Genomic DNA, 23,979 nt, shown 5'->3' on the forward strand with positions numbered 1-23,979 from the left:
CTTTGCTGTTTGGCGTGAGTGTTGGCTGCGCACCTAGGCTATGCACATGCCCCAGAACCTCGACGAGTTGTGGCCTCCGTTCGGGCTGACGATTGCGCTGGGGCCGGTGACCCTGTCGCCCGTCCGTGACGACGACCTCCCCGCTTTGGCGGCTCTCGTTCACGACGGCGTTCATTCGCCCGCAGACATGCCGTTCTCGTTCCCGTGGACCACGGGATCACCAGGCGAGGTCAGGCTGAGGCTCCTGCAGTATCACTGGGCGAAGCGGGCTGCACTGAGTCCTGCGGCGTGGACGCTCGAGACCACGGTTCGCTTCAACGGCGAAATCGTGGGCTGCCAAAGTATCTCGACGACGGACTATCTGGTGACCCGGACCGGCGAGACGGGCTCTTGGCTGGGAATGAAACATCACGGTCGCGGGATCGGGACGCTGATGCGCCAGGCGCTGTGTGCGTTCATGTTCGACCATCTGGGTGCGGCCGAAGTCACCTCGGCAGCGTTTCTGGACAATGCACCGTCACTCGCCGTGTCGAGAAAAGTCGGCTACACGGAGAATGGGGTCGCCCGTTTGAAGAGGCGCGACGGCGAAATGGCCGTGATCCAGAGACTGGTGGTCACAGCTGAAACGCTGAACCGGCCCGAGTTTGAATTGAGGGGGCGAGGCGTGGGCCCGATGCAGGAGCTTCTTGGCTTGATTCACAACCGGGATCCTGCTGAGTCCGGCGTCGACTGAGTCCCTCAGTGAGGGCCTCTGGTGCGCCGAGGTTGTTACATGTAACATCGCTGCATGGCTGTGAGAGATCGGGTCGGCAAGCATCGGGACCGCATGCGGGAGCAGGGCTTCCGTCTGGTTCAGGTGTGGGTGCCGGATGTGCGGTCGGAGCATTTCGCGGCCGAAGCGCATCGGCAGTCGGTCGCCGTGGCATCCGCTGACCGCGGCGGAGATGAGCAGGCCTTCATCGAGGCCGCCTCTGCGCCGTGGGACGAGTGAACCGCGGCGAGATCTGGTCTGTCGCCGGAGGCGTCTACGCTTCGAAGCCTCGGCCGGCGGTGATCCTCCAGGATGACCTCTTCGACGGTACCGACTCGGTGACGGTCTGTCCTTTGACGTCGACGGACGTCGCTGCGCCGCTGTTGCGGATGCCACTTCCTGCGGACGGGACCACCGGGCTCGATGCCGTGAGCTTCGTGACGGTCGACAAGATCACAACGGTGCGCCGCACCAGCGTCACTCAGCGAATTGGCCGGCTCTCCTCGACGCAGCTCGTCGACCTTGAGCGGCTCGTGATGGTATTTCTCGGCCTTGCCGATTGAGCGCTGGTATGGCCGGGCGTTCTTCAGGAACGGAATTCCGTCAGCGCGGGAGTATCTGGTAGTCGCGTCGAAGGAGGACGCGATTTGGCCCTGAGCTGGGGATAAGGCGGGCGTGTTTGGGATTCGGGACGTCGTTAGGCTCTGGGCATGTCCAACCACACGGATGATCCGGATGAACTCCACGCCCTCGCGGCGGTCGCCATGGATCACGCATTTCGGTCAATCCAGCCGCGGGGTCCGCTGATGCCCTTCGCCCTCGTGGAGGACTCATCCGGCACACGGCTGATTCGAGCCGTGGCCGATCGGCTCGAAGAGATGCTGGCCGCCACTCGCTGGCTTGTCTTCGAGAGTCAGGAACCGGCTCGAGCGGTCGTGGCCTGTGACGGTTTCAGTAACCGCACTGGGCGCCGGATGGACGCAATCTTCGTGGAGGCGTATGAAAGTGGTGCAACGGGAGGGATTCTCATCGTGCAACCATACGAAACCAGGGGACTGTTGAAGAAGCGCAACGAAGCCGTGGGTCGGCCTGGCGTACTCGAGCGAGGCCGTCCGCCGTTGTTCTGATCGCGGGGCAGGTGGCCTCTGGTCTGCCGCCTGGGGATTGCGCCGCTGTCAGAGCCGTCCGTGCGGTAGTTTCGGTGGAGTTCCGCTTCACCGTCTAGGCTCCGGCTCCTCGCGTGAATCGTCGCAGCAGCACCAATCGAAGGAGACCATCGTGCCTGTCATCGCCATCATCGGGGCCGGACCGGGGCTCGGCGCGGCCGTTGCGCGACGGTTCGGGCGCGAAGGCTTCGCCATTGCCCTGATATCCAGGAACCAGTCGAAACTGAACGCCATGGCGGCCGAGCTCACCGTCGCCGGCTTCACCGCGCGTGCGTACGCAGCGGATGTCCTGACGCCCGCGTCGCTCGAATCCGCGCTTGCGCGTGCCGCATCAGAACTCGGACCGATCACGGCCGTGCAGTACAGCCCGCTCCCGTCGCGCGACTACCTGAAGCCCGTCCTCGACCTGACGCCGGAGCTGGCGCTGGAGGCACTGCAGTTCTCGGCCCTCGGGCTCATCCACGCGGCGCGTGCGGTGCTCCCCGCGATGCGGGAGTCAGGTGACGGCAGCATCATCCTGATCAACGGCGGCACCTCGGTGAAGGCCCGCGCCGGCTTCGCGGGCACCTCGGTAGCGTTCCCGGCCGAGAGCGCCTACGGCGAGATGCTCCACGATGCCCTTGCGGGTGAGGGCATCCGGGTCAACCAACTGGTGATCCCGGGCGGCATTCCGCAGCTGCAGCTGGACAACGGCATCGACGACGTCGCCGATCGCATCTGGGATCTCCACGCCGTTGCCGGTCCGTTCCGCACCATGCTCATCCCGCTCGAAGACGGTCGGGAGTAGCGCAGGAGCCGCCGGTCCCTGCCTGAGTCCATAGGCATCCGTCGGGGGGAAAGGCTCAGCGTTCGGGCAGGCGGGAGAGTGCCGTGAGGAGTGGTTCCTGCTGGCCGGCCAGGCAGACCCGGATCCAGCCCTCGCCTGCGGATCCAAAGGCGGAACCCGGCGCGACGGCCACCCGCTGCGTGAGCAGGAACGCCTCTGCCCACTCGGCGACATTCCCGCCCGAACAGTAGGAGACGTTGATCCACAGGTAGAAGGCGCCGTCGGGGCGGGAGAACTCGATCCCGCGGGTTGAGAGCGCCGCGCAGGCGGCGTCGGCGTTGCTGCGGTAGTGCTCACGGGCATCCGTGATGGCCGACTGATCGCCCTCGATGGCTGCGACGGCGGCGAGTTGCGCGGGCGTGTTCACACAGCTGACGGTCGCTTCCTGCGCGGCGCGGAACGTGGCGGACACCCCGGGCGGTGTGACCAGGTAGCCGATCCGACCGCCGGTGAGGCCGTAGGTCTTGGAGAGGGAATACACGCCGAAGACCCGGTCGGTGGTGTCCAGGCTCGCCACGCTGGTGAAGGGGCCGGTGAAGGTGAAGTACTCGTACACCTCGTCACTGATGACCCAGAGGTCGTGCCGGGCGGCGAAGTCGAGCAGGGCGCCGAGCACGTCCGGTCCGTAGACGACGCCGAGCGGGTTGGACGGGCTGTTGATCAGTAACACCCGGGTGCGCGGGGTGATCAACTGTTCGAGTTCGGCGAGATTCGGTGCGAAACCGCGGTCGGCCGTGAGCAGATACGGCACCGGTACGGCGCCGACGAGCCGCGAGGCCATCGAGAACGTGGCGTAACCGGGGTTCGGAATCAGGATTTCGTCGCCGGCGTCGAGCGTGAGGCACATGGCCATGTGCAGGGCTTGGGAGCCACCTGCGGTGATGTGCACCTGATCTTCGTCAACGACGACCCCGTTGTGCTCGGCGAGCTTGCCGACGAGGGCGGAACGCAGCAGCATCAGGCCGCTGTTCGGGGTGTAGTTGGTCGTATCGCTGGCCCAGGCCTGCGCACCCGCCGCGAGGATATGCGGTGCGACACGCATCTCCGGTTCACCGACGCTGAGCTGGATCACGTCGTCGAGGGCCGCTGCGAGCTCGAAAATACGACGAATCCCCGACCCGGGGACGGAACGTGCCGTGGCCGAGAGGTGCGGCATGGAGACTCCAAGGGTGGGGGCGGGGAAAGACGGAACCGGCCGCTGGGGCCTGGTCTATTGTCTCAAAGACGATCCGGCCGGCTGGCGACGGGCCGCAGTGGTGTCTCGCGACGTCGTTCTAGAGTTCCTTCGTTAGCCCGCCGTCGATTCTGAAGTCAGCGCCCGTGACATTGCCGGCCCGCCCGCTCGCCAGCAGGAGCACGAGGTCCGCGACTTCCCCCGGTTCGGTGAAGCGGCCGGTGGAGAACCCGCCGCCGGCTTCGATGACGCGCTTGCGTGCCTCGTCGGGCGAGATGCCCATGGCCTTGGCGACCGTCGCCGCCACCCCGGTTTCGCCCAGCCACAGCGGCGTCGAGACCGGCCCGGGGCTGACCGTGTTGAAGCGGATGCCCCGGTCGCCGAATTCCTTGGAGAGCGACTTCGAGAGGTTCCAGACGCCCGCTTTCGCGACCGAGTAGTCAATGACCCCGGGGTCGGGAAGGTAGGCGTTCACGGAGGCGATGGTGACAACGGTCCCGCCTCCTCGCTCGATCAACAGGGGAATCGCCGCGCGCGTTGTGCGCACGACGGCCATCAGATCGAGGTTCAGGGTGCTGAGCCAGTCCTCGTCGGTCACGTCGAGGAATCCCGAGGTGCGCGGAGTGAGCGCACCGACATTGTTGACGAGGATGTCCAGGCCGTCAGCGGCCTCGGCGATCAGCGTATCTGGGCCGGTCGCGGTCGACAGGTCGACGGCGACGAATCTGACCGCATCGCCGAGAGCGTCGAGCTCGGAGGACGACGATCGGGAGCCTGCGATCACTCGCACACCCTCGGCGACAAGGGCAGCGGTTACGGCCAGTCCGATGCCTTTGCTGGCACCGGTGACGACGGCGGTCTTTCCGGCAAGATCGAGATCCATGTTCGGGTTCCTCTTTTCGAAGGTCGACTGGTGAATGTCGTTGCAGCGTGGAGACGGGGTTTCCGGCCCCAGTGGATCACGGAACCACCGTTCGTTCCGGGACGCAACCGGCTGCGGAGCGCGGGAGCGGGAGCTGCGCAGCCTGACCCGCACCGGACCGCGTGCTCAGCCATCAGATGCTGGCTTGCCCGAAGCTGAGGCCGAGAAACTCTGCGCGCCCACCTGTCCTCAACAAAACGTCTTTGACCGGCTTTTCCACAGGCCAACTGTGGGCGTGCGGATGCCGGTGGAATGTCGGTGGTGGTCCGTAGAGTGACCGACATGACAGCTGAAGAACCCTCAGAATCTCACCTGGACAGCACGGCGGAACCACCGCCAGGGACCCCTCCCAGTGCCCCTGCCAACATCCCTCCCGACGTCCCTCCCGACACTTACCTCAACGCGCAGCACTTCAACCTGGTGGAGCCGTCCCTGGCCGAAGTGTATGACGCGATCAAGGAGGCGGACCGGGAGATGAACCGGGCCGCCGCTCGCCGGGCTGATGCGATCTATACCGCGCAGCGGGTACTGGCCGACGTCGGCCGGGCCCGGGCCGAGGCCGCGGTGCAGGCCGGCGGGCGGCGCCCGCCGTGGTCGCCGGAGGAGGCCACGAAGGAAGAGTTCACCTGCGAGGTCGGCGCCCTGCTCCGGCTCCCGCGGCGCACGACGGAGACCCTGATCGAGGCCAGCCGCACCCTGGCCGAGGAACTCCCCGCAACCCGGGAAGCATTGTCCTCCGGGGCGATCAGTTACCGGCACGCGCAGGTGATCATGGATCAGGCCTGGGGCATCCGTATGGGAGATGACCCCGTTTCGGCCGCCCGGGCCCGCGCCGTGTTCGAAGACGTGCTCGTGCCCGATGCGGAGTTCCTGACCGTGGCGAAGCTCGCCGACCGGGCCCGGAGGGTCCGGGAACGCACCCACCCGGAGACCATCACCGCCCGGCACCAGAAAAGCGTCGAGGACCGACACCTGGTGTTCCAGGCCCTCAACGACAGCATGGCGTCCCTGTATGTGACCGGCGACGCGGAGAAGATCCAGGCCGCGTACCACCGCACCCTCGACACCGCCCTCACCNGTACCACCGCACCCTCGACACCGCCCTCACCCTGCAACGCCCGGACGAAACCCGCACGCTGACCCAGCTCGCCGCGGACGTACTCACAGACGTGTTGATCGGCGGGGTCACCCCGGACGGGACCGGTGCCGGGGTCGCCGCGCAGGTGAATGTCACCGTCCCCGTCCTGACCCTCCTCGGGAAGAGTGAAGAACCCGGGTATCTGGCCGGGTACGGGCCGATCGACCCCGACACCGTGAGGCGCCTGGCGGCCGGGGCGCCGAGTTTCACCCGGCTACTCACCCACCCCGAGACCGGGGTCGTGCTCTCGATGGGACGCGACACCTACAAGGTCCCGGCGGCGCTGAAGAGGTGGCTGGAGGTGCGGGATGAAACCTGCACCTTCCCCGGCTGCCGCCGGTCCGCGAAACGCTCCGACGTGGACCACAGCGTGGAATGGCAACACGGCGGGCAGACGGACGCGATGAATCTCGCCCACCTGTGTCCGTATCACCACGCGGTGAAGAGCTACACGAGATGGACACCCCGGCACCTGGGTGACGGTCGTATCGAGTGGACGTCCCCGGCCGGGTACCGCTACATCGTGGAACCCTCCGCCGACATGCGACCACCCCGGACACCCCAACCGCAGCCTAAACCGCCGGCCCCGGCCGTCGGCGTCTGGAACCTCGACCCCGAACCCGACGACCCCGACAACACCACACCGTTCTAGAACTGTCCAGAACCGAGACTGTCCAGAGCCGTGAATCCTCTGATCGGGACTGTTGTGGCCCGGACGATTCTGACCTCAGCGGGACGGTTGTTACCTGGTTGGTTCTGACCTGATCGGGACGGTTCTGATCGGGACGGTTCTGACCTGATCGGGACGGTTCTGACCGGGATGGATCGGACCTGGATGGTTCTGACCTGCACTGTCCAGATGTGCACGGATCTCACCTGCACTGTCCAGCTACGCAGCGTTCTAACCTGCACGGTCCTGATCTGAGCGGTTCTGACCAGCACGGTTCTGACGGGACCGTTCTGTCCGGCCCATATCTGAGGCGATGCTGTCTATCCTCGGCGATGACGCCGACTGTGGATGAGGTACTCGGCGACCGCGAGGTTCAGGACCCAGGCAGCACCCATCAGGACGGCGCGGGAGGGCTCGTCCTTCGCCCCGAAGAGGATCGCTCCCGGGATGAGGAGCAGGGCCTGGGTGCCGGCGGCGACGGCGATCGCGTAGGCACGCGTCATCCACTCGGCGTGCCTGATGAAATCGCGGCGCACGATCGCGCGAATACCGAGCACGAGGCATACGGCCATCGCCGACCCGAAGACGAGCCGGATCACGCCGAGGGCCATGCCGTCACCGGGCGGGTGCGGGTAGAACACCACCATCCACAGGCCGGAGAGCGCGGAGAGCAGGCCGGCGGGGATGAGGACCCGACCTGCCACGCGGTGCCACCTTCCTGCCCTGCGCCGCAGGGCGGGAACGAACTGGAAGGCACCGAGGAGGCAGAAGACGGTCACGCTCACGATGTGCATGATGACCGGCACGGGGGAGTCGAGGAACCGGGCGTTGTCCTCTGTGGCGGCGGCGCCCCCGGTCAGTTCGGTGAGGCGCGCGGCCCCGGCGAGGATCGGAATGAGGCTGAGCAGGATCAGCCCGGCCGGTGCGACCCATTGCCGCCGGTTGGCCCGCGCGCGTGTCCGGGTACGAGCAGCGCCGGGGACCGCAGCATGAGGCTTGACTGGTGTCGCCGCGTTGTGAGTCGCCGCGTCTCGCGTCGCCCTGTCGTTGGACTCTTTGTCGCGTGTCTCTCCGTCGTGTGTCGACATATCTGGTGACGCCGTGGCGTCTGTCAGCCTGTCTCGGGTCGCCGCGTCTCGTGTGATCCTTTCTCTGGTCATCGGTCGGCCCTCGTCAGGACGTTGACCGAGATCAACGTGGCCCCCAGATCACCGACCCGTCTCAGCAACCCGTGCAACGCGGCCTGGTCCACGACCCTGCCGGTGAGGGCCGTTGTCCCGTCGTTCCCCTCGGTCAGCCGGAAGCCGTCGAACCAGTCGGTCCAACCGGCATCCAGCTGCCCCTGGAGTCGAATCTCGTACGTGTCGAATTCACCGCACCCGGGTGGCGTCACGTGTTCGTTCTTCATGTCATTCCTCCTGGGTCGCCCCGGCGAATCCGGGTCAGACCGTCGGCGTCGTGTCGAGGCGAGCGCCGGCGGTGGTGGCCAGCTCGGGTGCCGCAGTCGTCCGCAGGTTCGTCCAGAGGGAGTATCCGAGCCAGATCAGAGCCAGGCCCATCGGGATCGCGGCCATCCGCTCGAGTGCATGCGGGAGAAGGGCGCCTGCGATGGGCGTCACGGCCGCTGCGACGATCAACAGGATGCCGGCACCGCGAGACAGGACACGGGCACGGAGGATGGAAATGCCGAACAGCAGCGCTCCGACAACGTAGAGCAGACCGCCGACCTGGGGGAGCGCCGCGAGAGGGCCGAGGTCGTTCACGGCCGGGTAGCGGCCGAACAGGCCGACGATGTCCACGGCGAGCTGGGGGGCTGCCGTCGCGACGAGCGGCGCGATGAGGGCTTCGGTGAAGTTGAAGGAGGCCTGCAGGATGAAGAAGAATCCGAACATCAGGTAGGCGATCAGGCCGAGCAGCCCGAACTTCTGCAACTGCCGCAGGTAGATTCCGGTGAGGCCGATCATGCCGAGGACGGCCATTCCGAAGCTGAGGACGTGCACGGTGATCCACATCTGGGTGGCGAGCGAGACGACGACGTCGGCGGGGTGGATGAATTGGATGACGATGTAGATGAGCCCGGAGAGCGCGGCCGCTCCGGCGGCCGCGCGGGTGAGGGTGGATGTCGTGATGCTCATGAGTCGCTCCGATGATCTGTGTGACCCAGGCGGTTGCCTGAAGACACCCTGAATCTAGGGAGACATGTGATGACGGGGCATCACCCTGGTTGGTGATCTGTGTGGTGATAACAGCACCGCAGCACCGATTAGACGAGGCCGAGCCCTTCAGCGCGACGGATCGCATCCGCCCGGCTGGTGACCTCGAGTTTGCCGAAGATATGCCGGGTGTGAGTGCGCAGGGTGTTCACCGAGACGTACAGTTCGCGGGCGATTTCCGGCCCGCTCAACTCGGTCGCCAGCAGCCTGAGCACGTGCAGCTCCCGTTCGCTCAGCGCATCGGCGAGCGGCCGGGCGGATGCCCGCGGAACGTCCTCCTGCACGAATGCCTGGCCGAGGCGGCGGGTGTAGGCCGGGGCGATTCCCTCGGCAGCGGCCGTGCGGAGCAGCGCGGCCATCGGCGCACCCTCGTCCAGGAAGAGCCGCAGGTATCCCTCCGGTTCGGCCTGGGCCAGCACACGAGCGAGCGGGCGGAGCGCCAGGGCGGTGTGGCCGGCCGCCGCGTGCGCCATCGCCTGCAGGACCAGGATTTCATTCACCCGACCGGCGCGACCACCGGCATCCGCGGCGGAGAGCAACCGGTCGAGCAGGCCCACTGCGGCATCGAGAGAGCCGGGTCGTGGGTCGGACGCGTACTGTGCGATCGAGAGCCGCGCGAGCGTGAGGTTGTCGAACTCGCGCAGGTACGTCGGCGCATCCGTCGTCGCGAGCCCCTGGCTGTCTGCCCAGCCCTGGGCGTCACCGAGGCGTCCCTGCCTGATCCAGATCCGGGCCTTCAGCGCCGCCAGCGGGCGCACCTCCGGGAAGAACCCGGGCCGGTACAGCTGCTCCGCGGCGCCGAGCGCGTCAACGGCGTCCTCGAGTCGCCCCTCCGCCTCGTCGATCCGGGACATCGCCGCGAACCAGCGATACCGGTTTTCGGGCAGGGACGCCCGCTCGCCGAGTGCCTGGCTCACCAGCAGCTGCTCCCGGGCGGCGGGCAGGTCGGAGCGTTCACGAAGGAGCTCACTGACGGCGACGTGCAGGTCTGCCGTCGACTGGGGAACCGGCTCTCCCTGGTCCGCCGCGAGCCGCAGGGCATCCTCGCAGGCGCGCTGCGCGTCCCGCAGCCGTCCCTGCTGGATGAGGAGGTCGGCCATCACGATCGTGGTGCCGAGCATGTCGGCCAAGTTTCCGGACCGACGGAGGCTCGAGGCGACCTCGCCGAACGCGTCGACCGCGGCGCCGAGGTCACCGACAGCCCAGGACGCCAGTCCGAGGAAACCGGCCGCCGCACCGCGCCCGAAGTGGTCGTCGGGGCCGGTGAGATCGAGCGCCCGTCGTGCCTGCGTCTGGGTGTCAGCGACATCGCCCCGCGCCTGCGCGACGGCGGCCCGGTACAGGGCGATCGTGACGGGGAGGATCCGGAGTTCCTCGCCGGTCGCGGAGTCGTGGACCGGCGTGCCATCGTCCGTCGTCGCGCCGAGCGCGCGCTCCGCGTCCGCCAGCAGGGGTTCGACAGCATCCACTTCACCGGACACGAGCAACGACCAGGCGCGATAGACACCCAGAACGGGCCGACGGGCGATGATGTCACCCGGAAGCACGGCGAGCCAGCCGAGCAGGGTCGCATCCTGCCTGCTCTTGCGCACGCCGGGGACCGTCGACTCGATGACCCGGGCGGCCCGCCCGAAATCGCCGGCGGCGAGGGCATGGGCGACCGCATCTTCCGGCAGCCTATTCTGTTCGAACCATCCGCTTGCGCGTCGGTGCAGGTCCGGTACCCGCTCAGGACCGTCAGCGAGCACCCGGGCGGTCAGCACGTCGGCGAAAAGGTGGTGATAGCGATACCACTCGCGACGGTCGTCCAGGGGAACGACGAAGAGGTTGTCCCGCTCGAGGGCTGCGAGCATCTCGCCGCTGTCGGTGCGACCGGTGACCGCGTCGCAGAGGGGAGCGCTCAACCGGCCGAGGATCGCGGTATCGAACAGGAAGCCGCGGACGTGATCGGGCTGGCGCTGCAGCACTTCTTCGGCGAGGTAGTCGATCACGAACCGGTGGCTGCCGGTGAAACCCTGGATGAAGCCGCCGACATCCGAGCGGTCCCGCATGGACAGTGCCGCCAGTTGGAGGCCTGCGATCCAGCCCTCCGTCCGGGCCTCGAGGGCGGCGACGTGGGCGGGGGAGAGCTCCAGGTGCATGACCTCGTTGAGGAACGCTGCGGCTTCAGCGGGAGTGAAGCGCAGGTCCGCGGCCCGCAGCTCGGTCAGCTCGCCCCGCGCGCGCAGCTTGGCCAGCGGCAGGAGCGGGTCGGAACGACTCATGATGGCCAGATGCAGGTTCGGTGGCGAGTGATCGATCAGGAAGGCGAGCCCCTCGCGGATCGTGCTGTCCTCGATGAGGTGGACGTCGTCGAGGACCAGGATCATCGGGTGCTGCGCTGCGGCGACGTCGTTGATGAGCGCGGCCATCGTGTCCTCGATCGACGAGAGCGGGAGTGCGTGCGCATCCGCGGCGACCGAGGGATCGGCGCGGTGCAGGGCCGCGACGAGATAGGTGAGGAATCGGGAGGGGTCGTTGTCGCTCGCGTCGAGCGAGAGCCAGGCGACCTGGGCGCCGGGTGAACCGTCCCGGGCATCGGCGATCCACTGGCTCGCCAGCGTGGTCTTGCCGAATCCGGCCGGCGCCGACAGGAGAGTCGCGCGGTGACCGGCACGGAGCCCCTCCCACACACGCTCGAGGAGTCGACGGCGGGAGACGGCGTTCGGGCGGGGCGACGGGATGAAGAGCTTCGTGGCCAGAACGGGCAGGGACGATTCGCTCATTCGCTCATCAGAGCACCTCGGCGGGCTTTCGGCAACAGCGGCCCCGCGTCACGCGGCGGGCACGGCGGCGGCAGTGAGCGCCTCGATGTCCGCATAGAGCCGTTCCACTTCCGCACGCTCGACCGGGGCTGCGGCTTCGGCGGCGTCGAGTTCGCCCTGACGCCGCGCTTGGTCGACCTCCGTCGTCGCGAATTCGGCCAGCCTGCCGGCGAGATAGCTGCCGTACGGCTCCCGGCCCGCTGTGCCGTCGGAGCCGACGACGTAGGTGCGGGCGCGGACCTCCGGGGAGAGGGCGTTGTACTCATCGGCCTGCCCGTTGTACCAGGCGCGGTCGGCGGCCAGTTGCGCGCGGTCGGCCTGCAACTGCGCGCTCGCGTCAGCGTTCGCCTGTTCCCGGGCGGTGAGGGCATCCGCTTTCGCGCTGTAGTCGGCCTGGAGTCCGTCCCAGAGGGCGCGGTCGGCGTCGTGGATCGCGACGAGCGCACCGCGGTCGCGGAAATAGGGGGCGTAGTACGCCTCGAGGGCCGGGTCGACCGCATCGGCGATCTCGGTTCCGAAATACGCGAATTCCTCGGTGGACCGGTTCTCGGCCGCCGACCCCACCGAAGAATCGACGCTCGCCTGAATCGAGTCGTCCGCCGCAATGGTGGACCAGCGCGCGTCGAGGAGCGCGTCGAGGCGCGCCTGTTCACCGGATGTGAGCCGGGCATACGCGGCGTGCAGAAACTCGTGGGCGGCCGTCACCGCGATCTGGTCGGCCAGCCGGGCGTCGCTGGGGCGGAAGACGGCTATCCGTCCGAAGTGCTCCCCGAGACCGTAGAAGCACCCGACGGTCGCGAAGTCGCCGTGGACGGTCCCATCCGGGGTCCCGTCGCAGGCCTTGCGAAAATCACCGCTGTCGAGGAGCTGCGGACGAGTGGCCAGGAAGATGTCCCTGCCTTCGTCACTGAACCCGATCCGGTCGGCGATCTGCGCGAGATCCGCCGGGAGCGAGTACGGTGCGATACCCGCGAGCGGGCTCGACGGGAGGTAGGTGGCGGCCAACGTCACACCGGCGACGGTCCCGAGCACGATTCCGAAGACGGTGCCCCGCAGCCGCCACCGGGGCGGTCGCCGCACCGGGCGCGGGGCCCAGCCGGCGTCGGATTCGAAGAGCGTCACCCGCGGAGTATGACACGCGCGCGTGAACCAGGGGGCATCCGCTCCGGTCGGACCGCCCCGCCGGCCCCGAAGGCGGGGTACCGTCGCCGCCGCGCCCGAAACGGCAGCCCGCGCCTGCCGTTTCGGGCGCGGCCTGCCGAAGCGGGCGCGGCGGCGGCGGTGCTGCTGCCGCCGGTGCAGGCACTCACGCGGTCCGTCCGCGCGGGTCTGCCCTGCCGGTGCCACAATGGCCGCATGATGCTGCACCTCACCGGCGACGACGCCGCAGACGCCCTGCTCAGCGAAGACCCGTTCGCCCTCCTGGTCGGGATGCTCCTGGACCAGCAGGTGCCGATGGAGACGGCGTTCGCCGGGCCGGCCAAGATCCGGGACCGGATCGGCACCCTGGACCCGGCGACCATCGCGGCATTCGACGCCGATTCCTTCGTCGGAGTCTTCCGGGCGACGCCGGCCGTGCACCGCTTTCCCGGCTCGATGGCCGGACGGGTGCAGGCGCTCGCCGAGGTCGTCGCGCAGGACTGGAACGGCGACGCCTCCTTGATCTGGACATCCGGGGCCCCGAACGGCACCGAGGTGCTCCGCCGGCTCAGGATGCTGCCCGGCTTCGGCGAGCAGAAAGCGAAGATCTTCCTGGCCATCCTCGGGAAACGGTTCGCTCTCGCAGCACCGGGCTGGCAGGACGCCTCGGCACCATACGGGCAGGACGGCTCGCACGCATCCGTTGCCGACATCGTCGACGCCGAATCGCTCGCGCGGGTACGCGAGACCAAGCGGGCGGCCAAGGCGGCCGCGAAGAAGTCCTAGCCGCGTTGAGGGTCGCTCGCCGACGGCGAGCGGATGCTCAGCATCCGGTAGCCGCGGACATCCGCTTGTCGATACAGTCGAATTCTTCGCACCGGCCGACCGATTGGAACGATCGTGGACCTGACCCACCTCAACTGGCTGGCCATTCTCGCCGCCACCGTCGCGGCCTTCATCGCGGGCGGCATCTGGTTCGGCCCGAAGACGTTCTTCCCGGTCTGGTGGAAGCTGATGGGCAAGGACCCGGCGGCGGTGCCCGGGGCCGGCAGCAACATGGCCGTCGTCTTCGGCTCGACGGCCGTCGCCGCGTTTGTCGAGGCCGTGAGCGTCGCCGTCGTGATCTCCTTCGTCGCGCCGGCCACTCCCGGTTTCGGCCCGCTGCAGGGCGCACTCACCGGCTTCCTGCTCGGCATCGGGCTCGCCGCGGCCTCATCGCTCTCGCACCGGCTCTTCGCCGGGGTCGGGTTCCGGGTCTGGCTGATCGAGGTGTCGAGCGACGTGCTCAACCTCACGATCATGGGCCTGATCATCGGCAGCTGGCGCTGAACGATGGGGCCGCGACCACGCTCGACTACTGTGAGGAAGTGACCGATACCCTGCCCCTGTGCCCCGAATGCTCCAGCGACCTCGCATACGAGATGGGCGCACTCCTCGTCTGCCCGCTGTGCGGGCACGAGTGGGCCGCGGCCGACGCGACCGCGACGAGCGACCCGGGCGAGGCATCCGCCGAGCGCGTGATCACGGATGCCTTCGGGACCGTTCTCGCGGACGGCGACACCGTGACCGTGATCAAGGACCTCAAGGTCAAGGGCAGCTCAGGCGTGGTGAAGGTCGGTACGAAGGTGCGGGGAATCCGCCTGGTCGACGGCGTCGGCGACCACGACATCGACTGCAAGATCGACGGCGTCGGAGCGATGCAGCTGAAGTCGAGTGTGGTCAAGAAGGCCTGACCCGACGACGACAGTCAGTCCTCGACGCTCGTGACGCCTCCCTGCTGCGCCCCCGGCGCCCGGGTGCCGGCCGACCGGGCATCGACGCGGGGACCGATGTTCTGGTTGACGTGGAACACGTTGTCCGGGTCGTATGCGGCTTTGACCTCGGCGAGCCGCGCATAGTTCGGGCCGTAGTTCTGCTGGATCCTGACCTGATCGTCGGCGTCCATGAAGTTGATGTAGCCGCCGGGCTCGGCGAAGGGGTGCAGCGCCTCCCAGTACTCCCGCACCCAGCGGATGTTCGCCGCATTGTCCGCGGGGTCGTGCCACATCCCGGCGATGACCGGCGCGAAGTCCACGTTCCGGTAGGCGAACGCCGTCGCGCCCGGCGCGACCCGCTGCACGGCACCGTCGATCGGGTAGTAGTGGTTCGCGGACTCCATACTCGGGACCCGGCTCCCGAAGTCGACGGCGACCCGCAGCGCGTCGTCGCTCAGCGAGGCGAGGAAGTCCGCCTTCCAGTACGCCTGCATGCCCTTCGGCAGCATCGGGTCGAACAGGCCGTTCAGTACGGGGTACGGGAGCGGTCCGACAAAGGAACCGGCGACGGGCGCGGCGTCGAGGATCGGCTGCCAGCGCTTCTCGCCCTCGTCGAGGGGGCCGGTCCAGGCGCCGACGATGACGCAGACGGGTGTGCCGTGCCACTGCTCGGGCAGGAACGGCACCGGCGGCCCCTGGTGGAAGCCGAGGAACACGCCGAATTCCTCGGGGGCACTCGCGATGAAGTCCCGGTAGAAACGGCCGACGGTCTCTGCCTCCGCGGCAGGGTAGATCACCAGGCCCCCGTAGATCGTGTCGACAGGATGCAGCCGGAATTCGAGCGAGGTGACGACTCCGAAGTTGCCGCCGCCGCCACGCAGGGCCCAGAACAGGTCCGGGTTCTCGGTCTCACTCGCCACGAGGAACCGCCCGTCCGCGGTCACGACATCGGCGGAGAGCAGGTTGTCGCAGGACAGGCCGTACTGCCGCGAGAGGTACCCGATTCCGCCGCCGAGGGTGAGCCCGGACACGCCCGTCGAGCCGATGATCCCGCCGGTCGTCGCGAGGCCGAAGGCGTGGGTCGCGTGGTTGAAGTCCGCCCAGGTCGCCCCGGCCGCCGAGCGGGCTGTTTCCGTGGCCGGGTCCACCCGGACCCCGGTCTGGCCAGTGAAATCGATGACGAGACCGCCGTCGACCGTGCCGAAGCCCGGGGCGCTGTGCCCACCGCCGCGAATCGCGACGGGGAGCTCGTGCTCCCTGGCGAAGGCGACGCTCGTCATCACGTCGGCGACCTGCGACGGCCTGACCACGACGGCCGGGTGCCGGTTGATCATCCCGTTGTAGACCGCTCTCGCGTCGTCGTACCCGGGGTCGTCCGGGCCGACCGCGGATCCGCGGATCTGTTCGCGTAAAGAGTCAAGGGTGAAGGGTGCCATGATTCCTCCTTTGGACGGCATGCCCGGAACCCGTCCGAGCCCTCACGGCATCCGTAATACACCCCCGATGGATCGCGGTCAAGGGAAGCCGCGCCTCATGGTCCGCCGTCACCCGAGGGCGTGAAAGCGGGCTATGACGTCCTCCGGGACGGCGTCCTGCGGGATCTCGGCGAGCAGGAAATCGCCGTCGGGCAGGGCGCCATCGCCCGACAGCCAGAAGGCGGGTGGGACCACGGTTCCTGTGATGGTGGCGGTGCCGGTCCCGACCTCGATGCCGGCCGCGCGCCGCAGGCCCAGGCTCCAGCCGTAGTGGTCGGTGACGTTCGCCACCGGGGAGTAGACCGGGAGGTCGACCCGCTGCGGGGGCGGGGAGCCGGGGAGGTCACGGTCATCGAGGAGGACAGCGGCGACCGGCAGGGCGGCGAACCCCCGGAGCCAGTCCGCAACGTACATGGATGCGTTCTCGGCGTCGTCGGCGTCGAGGTCCGCTGCCGCCGTCGTCGCCGAGGCAGGGTGGGTGCTGGCGAGCCATCGCAGGGGAGATGGAATCTGCAAGACCAGAGGTTCGCGCTGGGTCCTGGCGAAGACCGTCGCGAACTCGATCACGGCACGTGTCGTCCCCGGGTGGGTGAGCAGGGTGCGGAGCGCGTAGCCGGTGCGCGACTTCGCCCGCATGGCCTCCGCCAGCTGTGTGTCGTCGTCGACGCGGTGGGCGTAAAGACGGTCGAGCGGGAGAAGTGCGACATCGGCGGGAAGCACGGCCTGGGCCTGGCGGGCGACATTGGCATACTTCGTCGGCTCGTCCCAGGGCACCGGCTTCCCCTGCAGGAACACCGACCGGGCGTAGTCGAGGCTGTCGACGAGGACGGCCCGGGTCCGTCCGGACGGCGGTCGGCCGATCAGGGTGGCGAAGGGAGTGGACAGGGACGTGGTCACGGGGTCTCCTTGGGGGTGAGTGAGGGGGCGCGATACCCGGGCGGATGCCGCGCACCCGCCGCCGGGCCGTCGACCGGAGTCGAGGGCGCGGCGGCGGGCGCGCGGTGCCGGGGCGGTGCGGGTGGTGGGGTGGCGGGCTGGTCAGGACTTGTGCACGACGGTCTCGCCGTACTTCTGCTCGAGCTCCCGGACCCGCTCCTCGAGGCGGGCGATCTTCAGGACGCGCCGGTCAGGCACCATGATGAGCGGCAGCTCGGCGAGCTTGCCGGAGACCCGTTCCGGCTCGAGGCCGCCCCAGTGCGTCGCGATGAGTTCCTCGTCGTTGTCCTGGCCCCAGGAACCGAAGTAGAGCAGGTCCTTCGGCGGTTCGTCCTGCACGAAGGCGGCCACGAACTCCTTGTACGGTGTGCCGCGTTCAATCCGGGCCTGACGCATCCCCGCACGCAGTGCCGCCGTCTCCGCGGCGTGTACGACGTAGGTGCCCGGCTCCCAGACGACTCCGTACACGTCGGTCGCGACCTGGGCCGAGATCCTGTCCAGTTCGAGGTCGGTCACGACGAGTTCGGGGTCGCGTTCGAGCACGTCGCCGTAGCCGCCGCCCGCACCCTGGGCGATCATGTACAGCTCGCCCTCCTTGGCGACGTCGAACTGGAGTCCCATGTGCGCGGACTGGTAGTCGCCGCCGGCGAAGGGCTGCTCGTTCATCACCCGTTCCATCGACAGGTCGAACTGCGAGGGGTCGTCCTGGATGATGTCGTAGATGTTGATGCCCTTCACGATCGCGAGCGGGTAGACCGGGCAGCCATAGCCGCCGAACATCCCGGGCACGGAGGAGAACTTCGACCCGGACGTCACCGTCATGAATCCCCAGCTCGGCGTGCCGCGCGAGGCGACGATCATCTCGTAGCCCATGCCGCCGCGGAACTTGCCGAAGCCCTGGTTGTCCCGGACGAGTCGCTTGCTGACCAGCTGCAGGAACGGGACCTCCTCCTCCATGACCTCCTGCTCGCCGATGTCGGCCATTGCGCAGAACAGCGGCGCCACGGCGTCCTCGCCGTCGCGGAATGCCTTCGCCCCTCCACCCATCCCGTTGAGGTCGGCGCACAGGTTGCCGACCTGCTCACCGTTCTGCGTGGTGCCGCCCCAGAGGAAGTCGTTGATCTGGTTGAACCAGGGCGCGACGACATTCGAGTACTTCTGTGGCGAAGAGAACTGCATCTTCGCGAACGCCGTCTGCAGGGCGGAGAAGCCCCGGAAGGAGGCCTGCAGCGACTGCCCGACCGGGGCGTCGTAGCCCGCGTCCGCCCAGCTGTGCTCCTCGGTGGTGACCTCGATCGGCGATAGCGCCCCGGTACTGCGCGGCAGGTCAGGCCACCAGTACGACAGGATCGCCTGGGCCATGAAGGACTTCGTCGACGCCAGCGGGGAGTTGATCGCCCGGTTCAGGATCTCCGGCCCGGTCCCGGTGAGGTCGACGATCATCCGCTCGCCCCTGATCGTGATCTTGCAGGCGAACTTGATCAGGATGTTCTCCTTGAGCGTCGAATCGACGAACTGGTTGAACGTGACGGTCCCGTCCGGGAGCTCGCCGATCCGGCGGCGCACCTCGATCTCGACGTCCTCGACGGTGACCCGCAGCGAGGCGACGAAGGTCTCCTGGCCCACCTCGTCGATCAGCCGGTCGACGGTGTCCATGATGCGGCGTACCGCGCCCATCTTGACCTTGATGTCGGCGAGCATGAGCTTCGGGTCCCTCGTGGAGTGCTGCAGGAAGGTCAGCAGGTCGCGGCGCAGGTGTCCCTTCTCGACGATCTTGATCGGGGAGGCCCGGAGGCCGTCGTCGAAGGGGGTCTCGGAGCCGGAGGGCATGCCGCCCGGTTCGCAGGCGCCGTTCTCGCCCTCGTGGATGGTCGCGCCGACCCAGGCGATGATGATCCCGCCCCGGATCACGGGGACGAGCATCGACTGGTCGGTGTTGTGCACCATGCCGAAGCGGGAATCGTTGTGGAAGAACCCGTCACCCTCGTTGATGCCGACGGTGGGCTCGTCCTTCCAGTTCTTCATGATGTATCGGATCGGGTGGTGCAGCACGGCGGAGAAGGCGATCACGCCCCGGTTGGACAGGTAGGTGACGTCGCCTTCCGCGGTGTAGACCGCGCAAGAGAGGTCGGCCCACTTGGCGCCCGGCGCAGCGCCCATGCTCTCGCACATTTCGAACGCCTCGTCGAGCGCCCCGGCGAGGCGCTTGCGGATTCGGTCGATCTCGAGCGGGTCGATGCCCTGGGCGATGCACTCCTCCTCGTATGCCGAGCGGGGCATGATCTCGTGGTGGCGCATGATGGCCGGGTCGGGCCCGAGGAAGAGCGTGGTCTCGTCCATGAACGCGTCGACCCACTGCTGTTCCTGGTCGGTGAGCAGCTGGGCGTCGTCGGTGTTGCCGCTGGTGGGCGCGGACTGGTTGTGTGTCAGTGTCATTGCAGGCTCCTTTGCGTGCGTGAGTGCTTGGGGGACGGTTCGGTCAGTCGCTGAGCAGCCAGACGGCGCCCTGCCTGGTCGGTTCGAGTCGCCACCCGGGTTCGACGAGGTAGGTGGTGTTCTCGGTCGTGACGATGGCCGGCCCGTGGATGACGAAGTGGTGCGCGAGGGCGTCGGCGTCGTAGACGGGGGTGTCGACGGCCCCGTCGATGCTCGTGAAGTGCACCGGCCGATGCGAGACCGGGGTCGGCTTCTCCTTTTCCCCGCCCGTGTGGATCGATTCGAACTCGATCACCTCGCCCTCGATATACGAGGCCACCCGGATCGTCTGCACGCGGATGCCCGCCTCCGGCGCCTGGGTTCCCTCGCCGTAGCGCTCGCCGAAGATCTCCGAGAAGGTCTTGATCAGGTGCAGCACGTCCGCGACTCCGTCGACCCGGTTGATGTCGAATGCGACGGCGGTCGTGACGAGCTGGTTGCCGTAGCGCATGTCCATTTCGAGGCGGTAGCGCACGTCGGCACGGTCGTAGCCCTGCCGTACGAGATCGTCGGCGCCCTTGGCCTCGAGTTCCTCGATGTACCCGTTCATCGCCTCGTACTTGTTGTAGAGGCTCCGTTTGAGAGGCTCGTACAGCACGACGTACGCGCTGCGTTCGTGGATGTGCAGCGGCCGCATGTTGCCGGCGCCGAGGGCAGAGAACACCGAGGCGAACGGGGGGAACAGGATCCGGCTGATGCCGGCGCTCGCCGCGATGCCGCACGCGTGCAGCGGGCCGTTCCCGCCGTACGCGAGCATCGTGTAGTCCTCGATCAGGCCGCCGCGGGAGCGCAGCTCCTTCTCGATGCCGATCGCCATCTGCTCGTCGACCGTGCGCTTGATCACCTTCGCGACCTCGACGGCATCGAGGTCGAGCTCGTCCGAGAGATTTTCGTTGATGACGTACAGAGAGCGTTTCCGGTTGAGGGTGATGTGCCCGTTGGCGTAGTTCTCCGGGTCGAGGTAGCCGAGCACGAGATCCGCGTCGGTGACCGTCGGTCGGAGTCCACCGCGGTCGTAACAGGCCGGCCCCGGGTCCGATCCCGCAGACTCCGGTCCGATCTGGATCGCGTGGTGGATGCGGTTGTACGCGGCGATGGAACCGCCGCCGGCACCGAGGGTGTTGAGGTGGATCATCGGGGCGGAGACCATCCACCGGCCGATGGTCGGCTGGAAATCGTAGTGCCGCACCCCTCCTTCCGGCACGAGGCCGATATCGAAGGACGTTCCGCCCATGTCCATCGAGACGACATCGCCGAGCCCGGTGGATTCCGAGAGGTGCTGGGCCGCGCCGACGCCCGCGATGGGTCCGGAGTGGATCGTCTGCAGCGCATCCGTCGAATTGGGCTGCGCCATGCCGCCCGAATTGTGGATGACGAGCATGGGCTTCTGGTAGCCGGAGTCGCGCAGGTTGTTCGAGAGCTGGTTGAGCGCGTGGAACATGGTCTCGTGCAGGAAGGCGTCCACGATCGTGGCCATGGCGCGAACGTATTCGCCCTTGCGGCCGGAGACCTGGCTGCTGAGGAGCACGGGGATGGATCCGAGCTCGTGGGTGGGGTATTCCTCGAGGATGATCTCCAGGATCCGGTCCTCGTGTGCCGAGTTCTCCGTCGCGTTGGTGAGCGCGACGACGATGGCCTCCGCGCCGTTGTCGACGAGTTCGCGCACCTGTGCGCGCACGTCGTCGTAGCCCAGCGGCACGAGTACCTCGCCCACCGAGTCGATGCGTTCCTTGACCGAGCGGATGAGGCGGCGCGGCACGAGCGGGTCAGGACGCTGGGCGTCCGGCATGTCGCCCTGCTTGACGCCGTCCAGTCCTTCGCCGTAGCCGCGGCCCCTGGACAGCGGGATGGTGTCTTCGAAGCCGTGCGTGACGAGCGCGGCGACCCGCGGGCCCTTGCCCTCGATCAAGGCGTTGGTGCCGAGTGTCGTGGCGTAGCGCACGGAGTCGACTTCCTTGAGCGCTGTCTCCCGGCTGACGCCGGCGCGTTCGCAGGCCCGGTCGAGGGCCTCGTTGAAGCCGAGGGCGAGGTTGTGGTGGGTGGTCAGCGCCTTGGACTCGATGTAGACGTCGTCCCAGACGAAGAAGCAGTCGCTGAAGGTGCCGCCGATGTCGACGGAGATTCGTTTCATGGTCAGTGTGCTCCCTCGCGGTGGGTGTGGCCGGCGTGGCCGGGTTGTGCGTGGCTCACCGAATCGAAGCGGGCGCTCAGATCGGTGACGGCGTTCTCGCCGGGGCCGTAGTTGACGACTTCTTCCGGGTTGCCGCCGTGGGCCTCCCACTTCTCGCGGAGGGAGTCGATGTCCCAGAGCATGTCGACCGTCGGCGGATGCCCCGGCGGCAGGTATTCGGCCTCGATCTGTGTGCCGCAGGTCGGGCAGTAGAACTCCAGGATCCGGCAGAATGCCGGGTCGGGGGAGAAGGTGAACTCGTACTTCTCCGGGTCGATCACGGGCGGGTGGATTTCCCGCGGGTCCCTGTCGTAGACCAGGGTGCCTTCCTTGTAATTGCCGCGGGCGTCGCCGAAGTCGTGGGCGCAGATTCGGCAGATCCACCGTTCGGTGTCGAGGTCGATGAAGAGATATTCCGTCATGGGAACGCGCATTCGATGTGTCCTTCCAGGAGAAACGTGCGGGGTGAGAACGGAGGGGGTGAACGGGATCAGAGGGTGTCGGTCAGCACGAGGTCCCCTGCGGTGGAGACCGTCAGGTTCCAGCCGAGCGGCACCCGTGCGGTGAAGAAGGGCCCCTCGACGATGGCCGGTCCCGGCGCGGTCGCCCCGGGCTGCTGGTCGTCGAGCCGGTAGACGGCGACGCTGTCGACCTGCGTGGCCGACGAGCGCACCCGGCGGGTCCCCGCGGGGACGGCGGCGCTCGTCGCCCCGGGGACCCCGCCCTCGAGGTGCGGGTGCGGGAGGCGGAAGATCGCCGTGAGCGTCAGGATCTCGGTGCCGTCCTCGTGGATGGTCGACCATTCCAGATCGCACTCGGCCAGGTCGTGCCCCTCCTGGAACATGTCGCGGGAGGCGTTCGCCGTCATGGTGCGCCGCGCGACGTCGATTTCCTCGACCGTGCAGCCCGTGACCGGGGTCTCGTAGGACTGCGCGATGTCGGAGAAGCTGATGCCGTACGCCGAGAAGACCGCGGCGAGGCGCGGCACGAGGACCTGGCCTACTCCGGCGGTCCTGGCCGCGGTGCACGCGTTCATCGGGCCGCCGCCGCCGAAGGCCGCGAGGGTGGTGTCGCCGTCCGGGCTGACGAGCGGGGCGAAGGCCTCGGCGAGCCGGGCGGAATAGGTCCCTTCCATCCGCACCAGGGCCTCCTCGAGGGAGATACCGAGGGGTTCGGCGATCGTGCGCGTGATCACGGACCGGGACCGTTCGGCGTCGAGCGCCAGCTCGCCGTTCAGGTAGGTGTCCGGGTCGAGCACGCCGAGCAGCAGGTTGACGTCGGTGATCGTCGCCTGGGTACCGCCGAAACCGAAGCACGCCGGGCCGGGGGCCGCGCCGACGCTTTCGGGCCCGATGGTGATCGCGCCGTCGCGGACGGCGATGACCGAGCTGCCGCCGACGCCGAAGGAATGCACGTTGCTCATCTCGTAGGAGATCGCGACGCCCTGGATGGACCCGCGCCGGTCGACGGTGATGAGCGAATCGGTGACCTCGCCGACGTCGGTCGTCGTGCCGCCGACATCGATCATCAGCACGTGCGGGAGGCCGTAGGCCTCGGCGAGGGCCCGGGTTCCCTCCAGCCCGCCGCGCGGGCCTGACGAGTACGTCTTGAGGGCCACCGACTTGGCGACCCGGGAGGAGGCGCCGTCGTTGCGGTAGATCAGCAGCGGGTTCCGCACCTTGTACTCCCGCAGCCGGTGCTCGGCGCTGTACAGGAAGCGTTCGACCGTCGGGTGCAGGAACGAGTTGAGGATGCCGGACCAGATCTGGCGGGTCCGAGAGGTGTCGGCGGCGAAGTCCCGGGAGAACAGGATCGGCACGGAACCGAGCAGGTGGCGCGGGAAATTCCGCAGCATGGCGCGCTTGTAGAGCTGCTCGCGGTCTGCGCTCCCCGCTGCGATGACGAGCCGTTCGGCGCCGGCAGTCGTCAAGCGGTTGATCTCGGCGACGAGGGCGCCCGCGAGGTCCTCCGGGGTCCCGTCAGGGGAGACGACCGCGACACGGACCCCAACGAGGTCGTCGAAGAGTCCGCCCCGGTCCTCGAGGCCGCGCAGGGTGTCCGCGAGCGAGGGATCGTCGGTGATGAGCCCGATCAGCGGGCCCTTGCGTTCGACGAGCGCGTTGGTGCCCTGCGTCGACGAGTAGCGGATGTGCCGGGTCGAGTGCAGGAGCCCGGCAAGGTCCGCGTGTCCGAACAGTTGTTCGGACGCCTTGGACATTGCATCGAAGAGGCACTGGGACAGGTCGACGGGGGTGGTGAGGGTCTTGGTGAATGTGAAATCGGCGCCGCTGCCGACGACGATGTCGGTGAGGGTGCCGCCGTTGTCTATGTTGATCAATCGTTCCATGAGCGCTCCTTTGCGTAG

The 23,979-nt window shown here is 68.0% G+C and carries 23 protein-coding genes; 10 read left to right on the top strand and 13 right to left on the bottom strand.

The genetic code is table 11. From position 1 onward, the window contains the following. The first annotated feature begins 46 nt into the window (after positions 1-46). The 5 genes from E3O44_RS14560 (at position 47) to E3O44_RS14580 (ending at position 2,704) form a co-directional block, all read left to right on the top strand. Complete coding sequence (locus tag E3O44_RS14560) at positions 47-733, top strand: GNAT family N-acetyltransferase (protein WP_166792671.1); 687 nt, start codon at positions 47-49, stop codon at positions 731-733. Positions 734-787: 54 nt separating this feature from the next. After that, positions 788-991, top strand: coding sequence for an antitoxin MazE family protein (locus E3O44_RS14565; protein ID WP_134535506.1), 204 nt, complete (start codon positions 788-790; stop codon positions 989-991). After that, complete coding sequence (locus E3O44_RS14570) at positions 988-1,314, top strand: type II toxin-antitoxin system PemK/MazF family toxin (RefSeq protein ID WP_134535585.1); 327 nt, start codon at positions 988-990, stop codon at positions 1,312-1,314. Before E3O44_RS14565 ends, E3O44_RS14570 begins: the two co-directional genes overlap by 4 nt. A gap of 147 nt (positions 1,315-1,461) precedes the next feature. Beyond that, on the top strand, positions 1,462-1,878 hold the full coding sequence (locus E3O44_RS14575; RefSeq protein ID WP_134535507.1) for a hypothetical protein: 417 nt from the start codon (positions 1,462-1,464) through the stop codon (positions 1,876-1,878). Between the two features lie 151 nt (positions 1,879-2,029). Then, the gene (locus E3O44_RS14580; protein WP_134535508.1) at positions 2,030-2,704 is read left to right on the top strand and encodes an SDR family NAD(P)-dependent oxidoreductase; all 675 of its coding nucleotides are present in this window, start codon (positions 2,030-2,032) and stop codon (positions 2,702-2,704) included. Between the two features lie 55 nt (positions 2,705-2,759). Here E3O44_RS14580 and E3O44_RS14585 read toward each other — a convergent pair whose 3' ends face one another. Both E3O44_RS14585 and E3O44_RS14590 read right to left on the bottom strand, forming a co-directional pair. Then, a complete protein-coding gene (locus E3O44_RS14585; protein WP_134535509.1) occupies positions 2,760-3,899 on the bottom strand; it encodes a pyridoxal phosphate-dependent aminotransferase in 1,140 nt (379 codons plus the stop codon). Between the two features lie 118 nt (positions 3,900-4,017). Further along, entirely contained in the window at positions 4,018-4,800 is a 783-nt protein-coding gene (locus E3O44_RS14590; RefSeq protein WP_134535510.1) for an SDR family oxidoreductase, read from the bottom strand. Positions 4,801-5,313: 513 nt separating this feature from the next. Between E3O44_RS14590 and E3O44_RS14595 the strand changes: the two genes are divergently transcribed. Beyond that, entirely contained in the window at positions 5,314-5,979 is a 666-nt protein-coding gene (locus tag E3O44_RS14595; RefSeq protein ID WP_478213356.1) for a DUF222 domain-containing protein, read from the top strand. Between the two features lie 29 nt (positions 5,980-6,008). After that, on the top strand, positions 6,009-6,629 hold the full coding sequence (locus E3O44_RS19810; RefSeq protein WP_255454401.1) for an HNH endonuclease signature motif containing protein: 621 nt from the start codon (positions 6,009-6,011) through the stop codon (positions 6,627-6,629). Between the two features lie 338 nt (positions 6,630-6,967). Here E3O44_RS19810 and E3O44_RS14605 read toward each other — a convergent pair whose 3' ends face one another. The 5 genes from E3O44_RS14605 to E3O44_RS14625 form a co-directional block, all read right to left on the bottom strand. Further along, entirely contained in the window at positions 6,968-7,735 is a 768-nt protein-coding gene (locus tag E3O44_RS14605) for a DUF2306 domain-containing protein (protein WP_134535513.1), read from the bottom strand. Positions 7,736-7,803: 68 nt separating this feature from the next. After that, complete coding sequence (locus E3O44_RS14610; protein ID WP_134535514.1) at positions 7,804-8,055, bottom strand: hypothetical protein; 252 nt, start codon at positions 8,053-8,055, stop codon at positions 7,804-7,806. 34 nt (positions 8,056-8,089) lie between these two features. Further along, positions 8,090-8,782 carry a hypothetical protein gene (locus E3O44_RS14615; protein WP_134535515.1) on the bottom strand — a complete coding sequence of 231 codons (693 nt, stop codon included), beginning with the start codon at positions 8,780-8,782 and terminating at the stop codon, positions 8,090-8,092. Positions 8,783-8,910: 128 nt separating this feature from the next. Then, the gene (locus E3O44_RS14620; protein WP_134535516.1) at positions 8,911-11,625 is read right to left on the bottom strand and encodes a winged helix-turn-helix domain-containing protein; all 2,715 of its coding nucleotides are present in this window, start codon (positions 11,623-11,625) and stop codon (positions 8,911-8,913) included. Positions 11,626-11,673: 48 nt separating this feature from the next. Further along, positions 11,674-12,786, bottom strand: a complete 1,113-nt coding sequence (locus tag E3O44_RS14625) for a hypothetical protein (protein ID WP_134535517.1) — start codon at positions 12,784-12,786, stop codon at positions 11,674-11,676. Between the two features lie 234 nt (positions 12,787-13,020). Between E3O44_RS14625 and E3O44_RS14630 the strand changes: the two genes are divergently transcribed. The 3 genes from E3O44_RS14630 to E3O44_RS14640 all read left to right on the top strand — a co-directional run bounded on the left by E3O44_RS14630 (position 13,021) and on the right by E3O44_RS14640 (position 14,537). After that, complete coding sequence (locus E3O44_RS14630; protein WP_134535518.1) at positions 13,021-13,590, top strand: HhH-GPD-type base excision DNA repair protein; 570 nt, start codon at positions 13,021-13,023, stop codon at positions 13,588-13,590. Positions 13,591-13,704: 114 nt separating this feature from the next. Next, positions 13,705-14,133: a DUF1761 domain-containing protein gene (locus E3O44_RS14635; protein ID WP_166792673.1), complete on the top strand. Its 429-nt coding sequence runs from the start codon at positions 13,705-13,707 to the stop codon at positions 14,131-14,133. A 38-nt stretch (positions 14,134-14,171) separates the two neighbouring features. Beyond that, positions 14,172-14,537, top strand: coding sequence for a zinc ribbon domain-containing protein YjdM (locus E3O44_RS14640; protein WP_134535520.1), 366 nt, complete (start codon positions 14,172-14,174; stop codon positions 14,535-14,537). A 14-nt stretch (positions 14,538-14,551) separates the two neighbouring features. Here the strand turns inward: E3O44_RS14640 and E3O44_RS14645 are convergent, their stop codons facing one another. The 6 genes from E3O44_RS14645 to E3O44_RS14670 form a co-directional block, all read right to left on the bottom strand. Beyond that, entirely contained in the window at positions 14,552-15,994 is a 1,443-nt protein-coding gene (locus E3O44_RS14645) for an FAD-binding oxidoreductase (protein WP_134535521.1), read from the bottom strand. A gap of 108 nt (positions 15,995-16,102) precedes the next feature. Continuing rightward, entirely contained in the window at positions 16,103-16,930 is an 828-nt protein-coding gene (locus E3O44_RS14650) for a hypothetical protein (protein WP_198415939.1), read from the bottom strand. 141 nt (positions 16,931-17,071) lie between these two features. Then, a complete protein-coding gene (locus E3O44_RS14655; RefSeq protein ID WP_134535522.1) occupies positions 17,072-19,405 on the bottom strand; it encodes a hydantoinase B/oxoprolinase family protein in 2,334 nt (777 codons plus the stop codon). Between the two features lie 43 nt (positions 19,406-19,448). Next, the gene (locus tag E3O44_RS14660; protein ID WP_134535523.1) at positions 19,449-21,575 is read right to left on the bottom strand and encodes a hydantoinase/oxoprolinase family protein; all 2,127 of its coding nucleotides are present in this window, start codon (positions 21,573-21,575) and stop codon (positions 19,449-19,451) included. Between the two features lie 2 nt (positions 21,576-21,577). Next, positions 21,578-22,036 (bottom strand): acetone carboxylase subunit gamma, encoded by a 459-nt coding sequence (locus E3O44_RS14665; protein ID WP_241976347.1) that lies wholly within the window; start codon positions 22,034-22,036, stop codon positions 21,578-21,580. Positions 22,037-22,104: 68 nt separating this feature from the next. Further along, positions 22,105-23,961: a hydantoinase/oxoprolinase family protein gene (locus E3O44_RS14670; protein WP_134535525.1), complete on the bottom strand. Its 1,857-nt coding sequence runs from the start codon at positions 23,959-23,961 to the stop codon at positions 22,105-22,107. Between the last annotated feature and the right edge of the window lie 18 nt (positions 23,962-23,979).

Source organism: Cryobacterium algoricola (genome assembly GCF_004402485.1).
Classification (GTDB): domain Bacteria; phylum Actinomycetota; class Actinomycetes; order Actinomycetales; family Microbacteriaceae; genus Cryobacterium; species Cryobacterium algoricola.